Below are 13,211 nucleotides of genomic sequence, written 5' to 3'. Positions count from 1 at the left end.
ACGATTCCCTAAGTGTTTAGGAAATTATTTGGTTTGGATAGAAAAAGATTAATACTCTTTTTCGATGATGGTCCCTACTTTATCAAATTCTTGATTAATTTCTACATCCTTGTCAGGAAAAAATATAGAAAAAAGAATAATCAAACCAAAAGAAATCGGAAAAGCTGGAATCATCGCATAAACTTCTTTGTACGGATGTTCTAAAATCATCCAAAACAAAACGATTAATCCGCCGGAGATTAATCCTACCAATGCACCAACTCGCGAAGTTTTTTTCCAAAGCAAACTCAACAACATTAGTGGACCGAAGGCTGAACCAAAACCAGCCCATGCATAGCCCACCAAGTTTAGGATAGAATTGTTTGGTGAAATCGACAGTAGCAATGCTATTATTGCAACGATAAGAACCGAAAGTCGACTGACCCTAAGCAATGTTTTTTGTGAAGCATTTTTATTGAGAAAAGAACGATAAAAATCTTCGGTCATCGAACTCGAAGTTACCAACAATTGCGAGGATATTGTACTCATAACCGCTGCTAAAATAGCACAAAGCAAAAAGCCCGAAATAAGTGGATGAAACAAGGCTCTAGAGAAATAGATGAAGATGGTTTCTGGATCATCAATTATAGTGTGGTACTTGGTCATATAAGCAATCCCAACTAAACCAATCAGCATGGCACCTCCTACACAAAATATCATCCAAGTAATCCCGACAGTTCTAGCTTTTTTCAAATCTTTTACTTGATCAATTGCCATAAAACGAACCAAAATATGTGGTTGACCAAAATATCCTAGCCCCCATGAAGCAAGCGACAAAATCCCGATGGTTGTGGTTCCTTCGAACCAACTTAAATTAGTTGGACTCTCAAGATCGATCCAATGTTTGGTTTCGGCTATTCCTCCGATTTGGATCACAATGATAATCGGAATGACCAAAAGAGTAATAACCATTATTATTCCTTGTACAAAATCGGTTAAACTAACTGCTAAAAACCCGCCTAAAAAAGTATAGATAATCACCACTAAACTGGTAATCAATAGTCCGTAATGATAATCGACTTCAAAAGCAGACTCGAACAATCTACCTCCCGCAACCATCCCCGATGATGTGTATAAGGTAAAAAAAACTAAGATAATAATCGATGAAATAAGTTTCAGAAGATGTGTTTGGTCTTTAAATCGGTTTTCGAAATAGACGGGCAGCGTAATTGCATTCCCAGCCACTTCAGAATAAACTCGTAGCCTTGGTGCCACCAAAACATAATTGAGAAAAGCCCCAATCGTTAAACCAATTGCCAACCAACCACTCGACAACCCTACCGCATACATAGCACCAGGAAGCCCCATCAGCAACCAACCACTCATATCGGCAGCGCCTGCTGAAAGCGCTGTAACCAGTGCCCCCATTTTCCTTCCTCCAATCAAGAAATCATCCGACGAAGTTTTAGTTTTTTGATAAGAGTAGAAGCCGATCATCAACATCATTATCATATAAATCCCGATGGAAATATATTCTAAGGTATTCATAGATTGTTTTTTTTCGAAGATAAAACTTTCATAAGAAAAACGTTGTGTTTACTGAGATTTTCTTGATTTTAGGAGAACAAAAGCAAGAGTAATTAAAAAAACTTTTCAGACCTTTGCAGCTTTAAATAAATACATGAAAGTATCGCTAAAAAATTGGTTAACTCTCCTTGTCTTATCGCTTACTTGGGGAAGTTCTTTTATACTAATCAAACAAGGTCTGAATGCCTTTACACCGTATCAAGTTGGCGCATTGAGAATGACGATTGCTGCAGGTTTTTTATCGATTTGGGGAATTAGGAATTTACGGAAAATTCCACGAAACAAAATATTTTGGGTAATATTAGCTGGTGCAAACGGAAACTTTATACCTATGTTCCTTTTCCCAATAGCCCAAACTCATGTTAGTAGTTCTATGGCTGGCATTCTCGATTCGCTTGTTCCTATTTTTGTATTACTTTTCGGTGCATTGTTTTTTGCAATTCCTGCCAAAACAAATCAGATCATAGGAGCTTTAATCGGATTTTCTGGTGCAGTTCTCTTAATTGGTTTTGATGGTATGTCGGGTGAAAATAGCCTGTTACACAGTTTATTGATTGTATTGGCAACTGCCATGTACGGGATTAATGGTTTGATCATCACCTCGAAGCTAAGGGATATACCATCGTTTCAATTATCAACTGCTTTATTTTCCATTTGGTTAATCCCAGCCATTATTGTTCTTATTTTATCGGGCTTTTTCACAAATTTTACAGGGAGTACAGAACAATGGAACAGCTTGGGTTATATAACCTTATTAGGATTTTTTGGTACAGCAATCGCCATGATGTTGTTCTACAAAATGATCCAAGAAACTAGCGCAATTTTTGCTTCGATGGTTACCTACATCATGCCTATAGTTTCTGTGTCTTGGGGAGTAATGGTCGGTGAGCATATCACATGGCTGCATTTTGTCGGTTTTTTATTAATCCTCTGCGGTGTTTACCTCATCCAAAAAAAATCGAAAAATGAAATCGAACAATCAGAATATATACAAAAAGAAGTTTAGTGTTTTTTGGATAAAAGCATTTCTGCATGTGGTAAATGATCCTCTATATACACTTGCGATACTTGCACAAAATCATAAGATTCATAAAACGGAATCAAATATTCTTGTGCAGATATACGAATTGCGTTTCTAGGATAAAGATTGCTAACTGCCTCTATGGCAAAAGTCACCAATTGTCTTCCTATTTTATGCCTTCTATATTTTGGATGCGATAAAACACGCCCTATAGACGTTTCATTCGGGTAGGATAAATCCGGTGGAACCAAACGCGTATACGCTACCATTTGCCCATCTTTCTCGGCCCAAAGATGATAGCAACCCAAATCTTTGTTATCTATATCTTGGTATATACAGGCTTGTTCGATGATAAAAACCATTTCTCGTAGTTGTAAAATCTGGTAGATTTCCAAAGCAGATAATTCATCAAATCGTTTTATTTTCCAGACCAAATGCATTTTTTTTAATTCATTTTCGAGTATTTAGCCAAAATATTTTCGAAACGTTTTTGACTTAGCATGTATTTCAATCTTACCGATAATTTCTGCATCCTTTTACCGATATAATAGTGAGGTTTCAGATTTTTCTTATTCAATAATTTCTCGATTATAGGAATCAGTTTCTCTGGTGGAGTTCCGTTTTCTACTTCCTTGTCAATTTCTTCAACCACAGCAAAAAATTTATCTTTATGAAATGCTGAAACGGTACTTTTAACACGACTTTCTGCAATATTTGTACGAATATCTCCAAAGTTTAGAGTGGCAATCTCTACGCCTGTTTTACGATTCTCTAAACGCAATGCTTCCGTTAAACGATCTATGACCGATTTCGAGGCAGAATAGTAACCTCTGAAAGGCAATGCATGATTACTAGCAATCGAAGAAACATTAAAAATCCAACCGTATTTCTGTGCTCTCATATGTGGTAAAACTGCCTGAATCGTATAAAGTGATCCAAAAATATTAACATTAAAAAGCTTATCCACATCTTCCTTGCTTGCGTCTTCTACAGCACCCAACATACCAATCCCTGCATTGTTAATCAAGACATCGATTCTTTTTTGTTCATGCAAAATAGTTTCGATTGATTTGTACACATTTTCTTTATTTGTTACATCAGTCGGAAGATGATGGAAAGTTTCTTTACCATGCATTGTTCTCGACAATCCATACACAATATGACCTTTTGATTGGAAATAATTGGCCAAGGTAAGCCCAACACCCGCCGAAGAACCGGTGATTACAATTACTTTTTGCTGCATGATGGGATTCTATAAATTTTCTGAAAGCAAAGATAAAGAGAACAAAATGAATTCTATAGATTATTTTTTAAAATTTATTTGTCTGAAAATCAAATTTTTACAAAAAATAAAAATAAAATACTTCTTTTTGATTTGTATAATCCAAAAACAGCGCTATATTTGCAATCCAAATAAGAAAGGTCTCTTAGCTCAGCTGGTTCAGAGCACCTGCCTTACAAGCAGGGGGTCACTGGTTCGAATCCAGTAGGGACCACAAAAAGGAAGCGTTCTTTTTTTATAAATTATTTACATCGGGCTCTTAGCTCAGCTGGTTCAGAGCACCTGCCTTACAAGCAGGGGGTCACTGGTTCGAATCCAGTAGGGCCCACAAAGTACGTTTGTGAAAACTGCTTTATACTAAAAATAATTTCGGGCGAATAGCTCAGTTGGTTCAGAGCATCTGCCTTACAAGCAGAGGGTCGGGGGTTCGAATCCCTCTTCGCCCACAACCTATCAAACCCTTATCAAATTCTTGGTAAGGTTTTTTTGTTTTTAAGCTTTTCTGTATTCCATCCTACTGAAATTATTGTCCTGACTTTCATCCTTCTGAAATAAAAAACCGCTCTACAAAAAGCAGAACGGTTGAGTAATTTGTTGCAGTAATTTTCTTAGAAGTGAATATGCTCACCTGTTTTGGTAACAAAGGCTTTTTTACGAAAAATCAGCAAACATGCGATTCCGATAAAGATGGCAGAGTCGGCAATGTTGAATACGGGTTGGAAGAACTTATAATGCGTTCCGCCAACTATTGGTACCCAAGTAGGCCAATCGAACTCGAATAACGGGAAATAGAGCATATCGACTACGCAACCAAGCATAAACGATGAATAGCCATCGAAGTTTGCTTTGGCGAGTCCATTGTACCCTACCCAACTCATGAGTTGATCATTGTAAACGGTTCCTTTGTCGAAAATTATACCATAGAATAGACAATCGATTACATTCCCGATGGCGCCTGCTAAAATGAGGGCGACCGGTAGGAGGAAAAAGTTACTTGCTTTTTTTCTTGACCACTTCATTACAAACCAGATGATAAAACCAATCAATCCGATTCGAAAAATGGTGAGAAGATGTTTCCCAAATAAACCTCCGAATTCTATTCCGTATGCCATTCCTGGATTTTCGACAAATGCCAATTGAAATCCTTTGAAAACTTCGACACTTTCATGCAGTTCGAAATTTGTTTTGATATAAAATTTCGATAATTGATCGATGAACAATACAATGAAAGCGACGAGCCAAACCTTCTTTAACATAAGCGATTAGCGTTGCAAATTTTTAGCTTCGATACTTAGGGTTGCGTGTGGCACTAAGCGTAAACGATCTGGATTGATCAACTTACCGGTTACACGACAAATTCCGTAGGTTTTATTTTCTATTCGGATTAATGCATTTTTTAGGTCGCGAATAAATTTTTCTTGTCGCGAAGCTAATTGCGCATTTTGTTCTTTACTCATGGTTTCAGAACCTTCTTCAAAAGCCTTAAAGGTAGGAGATGTATCATCGGTACCGTTGGTTTTATCGTTCATAAAAGTTTCCTGGATCATCTCTAGGTCTTTTTGCGCTTGAGCCAACTTCTCTTCGATAATCGCTTTGAATTCAGCCAGCTCGCTGTCTGAATAACGGATCTTTTCTTCAGTTGTTTTACTCATAATATTAGTGTTTTAGAATTGTTAGTTGTAACTTCTCATCATTGATTTCCACAGGGATACCATTAACGATTGTAGTATCAAAGGTCAAATTGTCTGCCAAAGTCTCATTGCGCACATATTCCATATTTGCCGTTACAGCTTGTTCTATTGCAGGGTTTTTCTCGATAATGATATCGATTCTATCGGTAACTTCGAACCCATTTTCTTTGCGTAAGTTTTGGATTCGATTAACCAATTCGCGAGAAATCCCTTCATCGATTAGCGCTTGGGTTAACGTGAGGTCTAAGGCCACGGTGAGTTGTGCATTGGAAGCAACTGTCCAACCTGGAATGTCTTTCGTTGCAATCTCGAAGTCATCTACCTCTATGGTATGTTTTTCTCCGTTGACTTCTAACTCAATATACCCCGTGTTTTCTAATTCTACTATTTGTTCATTTGTTAATTGTGCCGTTGCTGCAGCCACGGCTTTCATGTCTTTTCCAAATTTAGGACCTAAGGTCTTGAAGTTTGGTTTTATGGATTTGACCAAAATATCAGAAGCTTCTTCATTGGTCAGTAATTGTATTTCTTTTACGTTGACTTCTTGTTTCAATAAATCGCTTACCGCCAATAAACGATTCTTCATGGTTTCGTTCAGGACCGGAATCATTACTTTTTGCAATGGTTGACGCACACGATTATCGCTTAATTTACGCAAAGACAAAATCATACTTGTTGCCAATTGGGCTAAGCGTGTTTGTTCTTGCAACTCTTCATTGATCAAAGCTTGGTTTACTTGAGGGAAATTAGCCAAATGTACTGATGTAGCTTCATTTTTCCCTGTTGCATCGTTTAGATCTTTATACAAACGATCCATAAAGAATGGTGCGATAGGAGAGCTCAAGATAGCCACGGTTTCTAGCACTGTGTAAAGCGTTTGGTAGGCGGCAATTTTATCTTTTGAGTAGTCTCCTTTCCAGAAACGTCTTCTTGATAAACGCACATGCCAATTGGATAAGTTGTCTATCACAAACTCTTGGATAGCGCGTGCTGCTTTAGTTGGCTCATAGTCAGAGAAGAATTCATCTACTTGTTGAATCAAGGTATTTAATTCTGATAGAATCCATTGATCTAGCTCATCTCTTTCTTCTACTGGAATTTCTTTTTCGGCATAAGTAAACCCGTCAACATTCGCATATAGTGCAAAGAATGAGTATGTATTGTACAAGGTACCGAAAAATTTACGGCGTACTTCATCTACTCCTGCCAAGTCGAATTTTAGGTTTTCCCATGGTTGAGCATTGGCAATCATATACCAGCGTGTAGCATCTGGACCATAGGTTTCTAGTGTATCGAAAGGATCAATGGCATTTCCTAATCTTTTCGACATTTTTTGACCATTTTTATCCAGCACCAAGCCATTCGACATTACATTTTTATAAGCTTTCGAATCAAAAACCAAAGTTGCAATAGCATGCAATGTATAGAACCAACCACGGGTTTGATCAACTCCTTCTGCAATAAAATCTGCAGGATACATGGTATGATTATCAATTAACTCTTTATTCTCGAATGGATAATGCACTTGTGCATAAGGCATTGCTCCAGAGTCGAACCATACATCAATCAGATCTGCTTCTCGTTTCATTGGTTTACCGCTTGCCGAAACAAGTGTAATTTCATCGACTACATTCTTGTGTAAGTCTATCAAATCATAATTCTCTTCGGACATGTTGCCAACCTCAAAATCTTTGAATGGATTTTCTTTTTGGATTCCTACTGCAATTGATTTCTCTATTTCTTGCACCAATTCTTCTACCGACCCGATAATGATTTCTTCCTCTCCATCTTCGGTTCGCCAAATAGGCAAAGGAATTCCCCAATAACGTGAACGAGATAAATTCCAATCATTTACGTTTTCTAACCAATTACCAAATCGACCTTCTCCAGTTGCTTTGGGTTTCCAGTTGATTTCTTTGTTTAGTTCGACCATTCGATCTTTCACTTCGGTGACTTTTATAAACCAAGAATCTAATGGATAGTATAGGATTGGTTTGTCGGTTCTCCAACAATGTGGATAACTGTGCTTGTATTTTTCTACTTTGAAGGCTCTATTTTGTTCTTTAAGCAAAATAGCGATTTCTACATCAACTGATTTTTCCGGTGCTTGTCCTTCATCGTAATATTCATTTTTTACAAATTTACCTCCATAACCTTTGGGTAGTGAAGCTACAAAACGTCCTTGCAAATCAACCAAAGGAACAGCATTTCCATGATCGTCTAGTACCAACATTGGAGGAACGCCTGCGTCTTTTGCTACACGAGCATCATCTGCACCAAAAGTTGGCGCTGTATGCACGATTCCTGTTCCATCTTCGGTAGTAACGAAATCTCCTGGGATTACCTGGAAAGCATTGTCTGCATTTTCGTATGGTAATGCCCAAGGCAAGAGTTGTTCGTATCGGATTCCTACTAAATCCTTCCCTTTAATTTCTCGTATTATTCTATATGGAATTGTTTTGTTTCCTGCCGTATAATCCGTAAAATCTTCTTCGGTTTCGGTTAGGTGATATGGTTTCGTAAATTGTTTAGATAACAATGCTTTTGCCAATACTACGGTGATTGGTTCGTGGGTGTATTGATTAAAAGTTTCTACGACTACATAATCGATATTTGGGCCAACAGTCAGTGCTGTGTTCGATGGTAAGGTCCACGGGGTTGTTGTCCAGGCTAAGATGTAGACATCATTTTCTTGATTATCGAAAAGTTTGGTCGAATTTTTATCGACCTTAAATTGTGCCACGATGGTAGTGTCTGTTACCTCTTGATAGGTCCCTGGCTGATTGAGTTCGTGCGATGACAAACCTGTCCCTGCTTTAGGAGAATAGGGCTGAATGGTATACCCCTTATACAAATAACCCTTGTCGTATATTTGTTTCAAAAGCCACCAAACCGTTTCCATGTATTTTGGTTTGTAGGTAATGTACGGATCATCCATATCTACCCAATACCCCATTTTTTCTGTCAGATTGTTCCATAAATCAGTATACCTCATTACGGTTCGCTTACAAGCTTCGTTGTATTGCTCTATAGTAATTTTGGTTCCGATATCTTCTTTGGTAATTCCTAATTCTTTTTCGGTTCCTAATTCTACCGGCAAACCATGGGTATCCCAACCTGCTTTGCGGATAACTTGTTTTCCTTTCAGGGTTTGGAAACGACAAAAGATATCTTTGATCGAACGTGCTAGAACGTGATGAATTCCTGGTTTTCCATTTGCAGAAGGTGGTCCTTCATAAAAAACGTACGAATCCTTTCCATCTCGAGAAGTAATACTTTTCTCGAAAACGTTTTGTTCTTTCCACTCTTTGAGAGTTTCATCTGCAATCTGAACTAAATTTAAGTGCTTATATTCTTTAAAATCCTTGGCCATTTATTTTAAATAATTTTCTTTTTTCTTCAAGATTTGCGAATATACGGATTTAATCATTTTTATCCTATCATTTTTCTATTCTGACGCATTAATTTACAAATTAATAATCTTTCTATCCAAACAAGAGCTTTTTGACAATAAATCTACCTGCACCTAATTATTAATGCAATAAATTATTCATTGATAAATTCATAAAAATTGTATTTTAGTTTCATGAAAACAGTCCTCAACAAACCTCATTTTGTATTCTTTTTCTGGGTTTTTATGCTTTTTTTGGGTTGTAAAAAAGGAGTAGAATACGAAAACATACTACCACCCGATGCCGTGGCAGTTGCCATTATCAATCCCAAACAGTTGGCCATCAAAGCTAACCTTACGAAGATAGATCAATACAAAGTTTTTCAGCTTTTCGAAGAATCACTGACCACCAAAAACGCTTCTACGGCAAAACTTTGGGAAACATTAAGAAAAGATCCCACCGAAATAGGAATTGATCTGAATAGACAAATTTTTGTTTTCATGGTGGAAAAAAACCAACAACAATATGTTGGGATTAGTATGAAAATGGGAAGCAAAAAGAAATTTGAAAATTTTTTAGCAAATTTACACCAAGCTTCTTCTGAAAAAGAAATTTCTTTTTATCAAGAAAATGATTTCCATTTCAGCTCGAGTTATCAATATCCTTTGGTGGGATGGAACAAAAACTCGATTCTATTTTTAGCAAGTACTTACCAAAACAATACAGAAAGCCTGAAAAAAACTTTTCATGATCTTACCCATAATAAACAATCGTTGTACCAAGACCCAAGCTTCCACGATGTGGTTGTGCAGGCACAAGATGTCAGTATTTGGACGACTAATTCTTTTTTTAGGCAGTTTACAGATTCTACCAGCGATATTGAAAAATATCCTAGGAACAATTGGGTTACGCACCTCAACTTTGTAGATGATGGGTTGGCCATTACTCAAAAATTCCATCCAGATCCCATCCTAAAAAAACAGCTCGATTCTCTCCCTTTTTGGAGAAAATCTACACCGTCTGATCTATTCGATTGGGCACCAAAACAATCGTATGCCAATTTTTTTATTTCGGTGCAGGAAGAGCAAATTTACAATGTGCTGAAGGAGCAAAAACTCATTAACAAAACTTTGGAAGAATTTGATATACAACTCGAAAAATACCCAAACAGTTTTCAGGGTACAGCTTTATTTAGCATTTTCGATTTTCAATCGACCCTCCAAAAAACTACCGAAAGAGATGCTTCTCTTGCCCATCAATCTCTTTCGCTCCAGCAAAACAGTATTCCGCAATTTGTTTGGCTAAGCGAGATGAAAAATCTAGATTTCTTAACAGCTTTTATCCAAAAAAATGCTGATCGAATAAAGGTTTATCAAACCTACTGGGAGTTGCGTTTAGAGAGTCTTCCTTCGATTTATTTCACTCAAAAAGAACCGTATTTTCTTATGACAAATAATGTCGAACAAATAAAAAAGTTCACTTTGCAAATTAAAGATACAGAAACTTTTAAGGATAGTGAATATGCTAAAAATGCAAAATATCCTTTGTACGCATATTTCAATCTCGATCTGCAGCAGTATCCAGAAAATTTACAAACGAATTTTTATGGTTTGACGAATTTCACGTCGATGAAAATCATAAAACCTTTGTTTGAAATTCTAGATTTTGTTGACCTTAAAGCAACTGATTCGTACACCAAGACAGGGAAAATACATTTGAAAAATTCGGATAAAAATGCCCTAGAAACAATTCTTTTGGCACTTGACCAAGTATATATCAATATAATGTTATAGAGAAAAATGAAAATAAAAATTGATCGATTAATCCCAAAGCCTTTAGAGACTTTTGGTTTTGATGATTCTATGATTTGGGATAAAACTTACGAATTCGAAAAAGAAAATCATTACCAAATTATCGCTCCTTCGGGTGTCGGAAAGTCTACTTTGATTAATATTTTATACGGCATCAGAAAAGATTACACCGGGCGGGTTTGGTTTGATGAGCAAGATATTCGGGATTTCTCGGTTTCGCGTTGGACACATGAAAGAAATACACGCTTGGCGTATGTTTTCCAGGGACTACATTTGTTTGAAGAATTGACTTTGATGGAAAATATCTTATTAAAAAACAATTTGACTAACTTTAGCACCAAAGAAAAAATAGAAAACTGGATCGATCGCGTTGGACTTTCGAAACATTTATACCAAAAAGCAGCACATCTTTCTTATGGTCAACGACAACGAATTGCTGTTGTGAGAGCACTATGCCAGCCTTTTGATTTTCTATTGCTCGACGAACCTTTTAGCCATCTAGATACTGAAAATTCACAAGTTTTATTGGATATTATTTTCGAAGAAAGTCTACAACAAAATGCAGGAATTATTCTGACAACTTTACATCCTATCAACGATAAACGAATACAACATGCGGTTACACTCTAGTATTTTACTCGACAAACTATTCAGAAAAAACCTTAGTTTTGTTCGATTATTTTCATTTCTATTTTTTTCGATCATTGGGTTTTATATTATCCTGCTTGCTAGTCATCTATATTTGGATTTATCACCCAAGCTAAAAGACGATTCTGCTTTATGGAAAGGGAATTATCTTATCATCAGTAAAAAAGTTTCTGCAATCAACACATTGACCAGAAAGCAAAATACTTTTGATGAGAGAGAAATCAACGAACTGAAATCACAAGAATTCGTAAAGCAGTTAGGAATTTTCAGAAGCAGTCAATTTCCGGTAAAATTGCAGATTAGTGGCGTGGCTGGTATCAGAGGTTTTTCGACTGATTTGTTTTTAGAATCAATACCGAACTCTTTTCTAGAAGTCGATAACGAGCGTTGGCAATGGAAAGAAGGCGACGCTTATATTCCGATCATTCTACCCAAAAATTATCTCAATTTATACAATTTTGGTTTTGCGAGCAGTCAAGGATTACCACAGGTTTCGGAAGGTTTATTCAAACAAATTCCGTTTCAACTTCTTTTAGGAAAAGGAGAAAATCAACAACTTTATCAGGCTAAAATTATCGATTTCACCACTAAAATCAATACGATTTTGGTGCCGGATAATTTTTTAGAGTGGGCAAATACACATTATCAAACCGACCAAAAAAACACACCATCTTCTCGTTTGATTATCGAAACAAATGCGCTTAGCGGTTCTAAGGCTTTGCCTTTTTTAGAACAAAAAGAATATGATATTAACCGGGACGAACTGAAGAATAATGAAATTTTATTTTATCTAAAAATAGGATTCTCGGTGACACTACTAATTGGGTTGTTAATCGTCGTTGCTTCGATTTGGTTATTGATCATTAACTTTCAGTTGATTGTAGAAAAAAACAAAGAAAAGCTGCGCGACCTACACTACATTGGTTATTCGCCACAACAATTGATTCGCCCCTATGTATCGTATACTATTTTTAGTCTTTTATTGACTTTTGTGATCGCATTGTTGGCGGTTTGGTTTTCGGTAAGAAGTATCTATGCAAAGCTCAACGAATTGAATATCAATAGTAATTCTAACTTTATCGAAGTTGTATTGATTGGTTTTGGTTTGATGTTACTCTTACTGGTTATTAATAGTCTATATTTGAGCTATTCTATCCGAAAAACAATTGTATCCTAAAATAAAAAAAGGTTCTGAACGATGTCCGAACCTTTTTGAGTTTTTTATATGATATTTCTTGATTAGAATTTATACGCCGCACCAATTCCAATTACACCTGCAGTAGTTTTGTTTACGAAATTTGTTCCTTCGTATACATATTTTTCTTTGCTCGAGATTGATTTAAAGAAGCCAGAAAACGCAAAACGGTCAAAATTATATCCGATTCTTGGTTGTGCATAGAATCCTCCATCCCAATCACTACTTAAGGAAGCGGCATATCCTAAATCTAAACCTGCAAAAAATTCGTCTGTAAAATTATACGTTGCCGAAGCTGCCAATGGCAAATATGTCACATTTGCATACTTATCTTTTCCGTTTCCGTTTATGTTTTTCGCAACATCTTTTCCGACAAAGTGATCAAATGCAACGGCTCCACCGACCTTCAGGTTATCGATTACTTCTACGCGGTATGCAGCATCTGCACCGATAGCAAATGAATGAGTTTTTGAGATATCACCCACCGGAAACCCTAAGTGTACTCCTACTTCTAAGCCTTCTTGCGCTTGAACATTGAATGCAGCTCCGAAAGAAAGAGCTATACCTAAAACTATTTTCTTCATAAAATTTGATATATTTTAATT

11 protein-coding genes and 3 tRNA genes are annotated in these 13,211 nt (G+C 36.6%); 7 read left to right on the top strand and 7 right to left on the bottom strand.

What is annotated here, in order from left to right:
- Positions 1 to 48: 48 nt before the first annotated feature.
- A complete protein-coding gene (gene putP / locus HMPREF2660_RS10385; RefSeq protein WP_070487079.1) occupies positions 49 to 1,527 on the bottom strand; it encodes a sodium/proline symporter PutP in 1,479 nt (492 codons plus the stop codon).
- 133 nt (positions 1,528 to 1,660) lie between these two features.
- Here putP and HMPREF2660_RS10380 point away from each other — a divergent pair, with 133 nt between their 5' ends.
- The gene (locus HMPREF2660_RS10380) at positions 1,661 to 2,572 is read left to right on the top strand and encodes a DMT family transporter (RefSeq protein ID WP_013598518.1); all 912 of its coding nucleotides are present in this window, start codon (positions 1,661 to 1,663) and stop codon (positions 2,570 to 2,572) included.
- On the opposite strand, the gene HMPREF2660_RS10375 is transcribed toward HMPREF2660_RS10380, so the two are convergent.
- Complete coding sequence (locus HMPREF2660_RS10375; protein WP_013598517.1) at positions 2,569 to 3,027, bottom strand: GNAT family N-acetyltransferase; 459 nt, start codon at positions 3,025 to 3,027, stop codon at positions 2,569 to 2,571. The two genes, HMPREF2660_RS10380 and HMPREF2660_RS10375, sit on opposite strands and share 4 nt — an antisense overlap.
- Positions 3,028 to 3,032: 5 nt before the next feature.
- On the bottom strand, positions 3,033 to 3,830 hold the full coding sequence (locus HMPREF2660_RS10370) for an SDR family NAD(P)-dependent oxidoreductase (RefSeq protein WP_083299126.1): 798 nt from the start codon (positions 3,828 to 3,830) through the stop codon (positions 3,033 to 3,035).
- A gap of 178 nt (positions 3,831 to 4,008) precedes the next feature.
- On the opposite strand from HMPREF2660_RS10370, the gene HMPREF2660_RS10365 reads away from it, so the two are divergent.
- The 3 genes from HMPREF2660_RS10365 to HMPREF2660_RS10355 all read left to right on the top strand — a co-directional run bounded on the left by HMPREF2660_RS10365 (position 4,009) and on the right by HMPREF2660_RS10355 (position 4,315).
- Positions 4,009 to 4,083: transfer RNA gene (locus HMPREF2660_RS10365), tRNA-Val, on the top strand.
- Positions 4,084 to 4,122: 39 nt separating this feature from the next.
- Positions 4,123 to 4,197, top strand: a tRNA-Val gene (locus HMPREF2660_RS10360).
- Between the two features lie 43 nt (positions 4,198 to 4,240).
- A tRNA-Val gene (locus tag HMPREF2660_RS10355) sits at positions 4,241 to 4,315 on the top strand.
- Positions 4,316 to 4,477: 162 nt separating this feature from the next.
- Here HMPREF2660_RS10355 and HMPREF2660_RS10350 read toward each other — a convergent pair.
- From HMPREF2660_RS10350 to ileS, 3 genes are read right to left on the bottom strand one after another with little or no spacing between them, the layout of a single operon-like run.
- Positions 4,478 to 5,125, bottom strand: a complete 648-nt coding sequence (locus tag HMPREF2660_RS10350) for a lipoprotein signal peptidase (RefSeq protein ID WP_070487076.1) — start codon at positions 5,123 to 5,125, stop codon at positions 4,478 to 4,480.
- Positions 5,126 to 5,131: 6 nt separating this feature from the next.
- The gene (locus HMPREF2660_RS10345; RefSeq protein WP_013598514.1) at positions 5,132 to 5,521 is read right to left on the bottom strand and encodes a TraR/DksA family transcriptional regulator; all 390 of its coding nucleotides are present in this window, start codon (positions 5,519 to 5,521) and stop codon (positions 5,132 to 5,134) included.
- A gap of 4 nt (positions 5,522 to 5,525) precedes the next feature.
- Positions 5,526 to 8,933, bottom strand: a complete 3,408-nt coding sequence (gene ileS / locus HMPREF2660_RS10340) for an isoleucine--tRNA ligase (RefSeq protein WP_070487074.1) — start codon at positions 8,931 to 8,933, stop codon at positions 5,526 to 5,528.
- A 213-nt stretch (positions 8,934 to 9,146) separates the two neighbouring features.
- Here ileS and HMPREF2660_RS10335 point away from each other — a divergent pair, with 213 nt between their 5' ends.
- Genes HMPREF2660_RS10335 through HMPREF2660_RS10325 form a run of 3 tightly spaced genes read left to right on the top strand, consistent with a single transcriptional unit; the run spans position 9,147 to position 12,588 of the window.
- Positions 9,147 to 10,745: a DUF4836 family protein gene (locus tag HMPREF2660_RS10335; protein ID WP_083299125.1), complete on the top strand. Its 1,599-nt coding sequence runs from the start codon at positions 9,147 to 9,149 to the stop codon at positions 10,743 to 10,745.
- Between the two features lie 6 nt (positions 10,746 to 10,751).
- Positions 10,752 to 11,393 carry an ATP-binding cassette domain-containing protein gene (locus tag HMPREF2660_RS10330; protein ID WP_013598511.1) on the top strand — a complete coding sequence of 214 codons (642 nt, stop codon included), beginning with the start codon at positions 10,752 to 10,754 and terminating at the stop codon, positions 11,391 to 11,393.
- On the top strand, positions 11,377 to 12,588 hold the full coding sequence (locus HMPREF2660_RS10325; RefSeq protein WP_070487071.1) for an FtsX-like permease family protein: 1,212 nt from the start codon (positions 11,377 to 11,379) through the stop codon (positions 12,586 to 12,588). The genes HMPREF2660_RS10330 and HMPREF2660_RS10325 overlap by 17 nt, the downstream gene beginning before the upstream one ends.
- A 62-nt stretch (positions 12,589 to 12,650) precedes the next feature.
- On the opposite strand, the gene HMPREF2660_RS10320 is transcribed toward HMPREF2660_RS10325, so the two are convergent.
- Positions 12,651 to 13,190: a hypothetical protein gene (locus tag HMPREF2660_RS10320; protein ID WP_013598509.1), complete on the bottom strand. Its 540-nt coding sequence runs from the start codon at positions 13,188 to 13,190 to the stop codon at positions 12,651 to 12,653.
- Between the last annotated feature and the right edge of the window lie 21 nt (positions 13,191 to 13,211).

The sequence above is a fragment of the Weeksella sp. HMSC059D05 genome (assembly GCF_001809725.1).
GTDB lineage: Bacteria > Bacteroidota > Bacteroidia > Flavobacteriales > Weeksellaceae > Weeksella > Weeksella virosa.
This window is presented reverse-complemented; position numbering and strand designations above follow the sequence as displayed.

Coding starts and splice junctions, on each gene's coding strand:
- ileS (WP_070487074.1), bottom strand. CDS start 8,933: ATGGCCAAGGATTTTAAAGAATATAAGCACTTAAATTTAGTTCAGATT.
- HMPREF2660_RS10320 (WP_013598509.1), bottom strand. CDS start 13,190: ATGAAGAAAATAGTTTTAGGTATAGCTCTTTCTTTCGGAGCTGCATTC.
- HMPREF2660_RS10345 (WP_013598514.1), bottom strand. CDS start 5,521: ATGAGTAAAACAACTGAAGAAAAGATCCGTTATTCAGACAGCGAGCTG.
- HMPREF2660_RS10375 (WP_013598517.1), bottom strand. CDS start 3,027: ATGCATTTGGTCTGGAAAATAAAACGATTTGATGAATTATCTGCTTTG.
- HMPREF2660_RS10370 (WP_083299126.1), bottom strand. CDS start 3,830: ATGCAGCAAAAAGTAATTGTAATCACCGGTTCTTCGGCGGGTGTTGGG.
- putP (WP_070487079.1), bottom strand. CDS start 1,527: ATGAATACCTTAGAATATATTTCCATCGGGATTTATATGATAATGATG.
- HMPREF2660_RS10350 (WP_070487076.1), bottom strand. CDS start 5,125: ATGTTAAAGAAGGTTTGGCTCGTCGCTTTCATTGTATTGTTCATCGAT.
- HMPREF2660_RS10380 (WP_013598518.1), top strand. CDS start 1,661: ATGAAAGTATCGCTAAAAAATTGGTTAACTCTCCTTGTCTTATCGCTT.
- HMPREF2660_RS10330 (WP_013598511.1), top strand. CDS start 10,752: ATGAAAATAAAAATTGATCGATTAATCCCAAAGCCTTTAGAGACTTTT.
- HMPREF2660_RS10335 (WP_083299125.1), top strand. CDS start 9,147: ATGAAAACAGTCCTCAACAAACCTCATTTTGTATTCTTTTTCTGGGTT.
- HMPREF2660_RS10325 (WP_070487071.1), top strand. CDS start 11,377: ATGCGGTTACACTCTAGTATTTTACTCGACAAACTATTCAGAAAAAAC.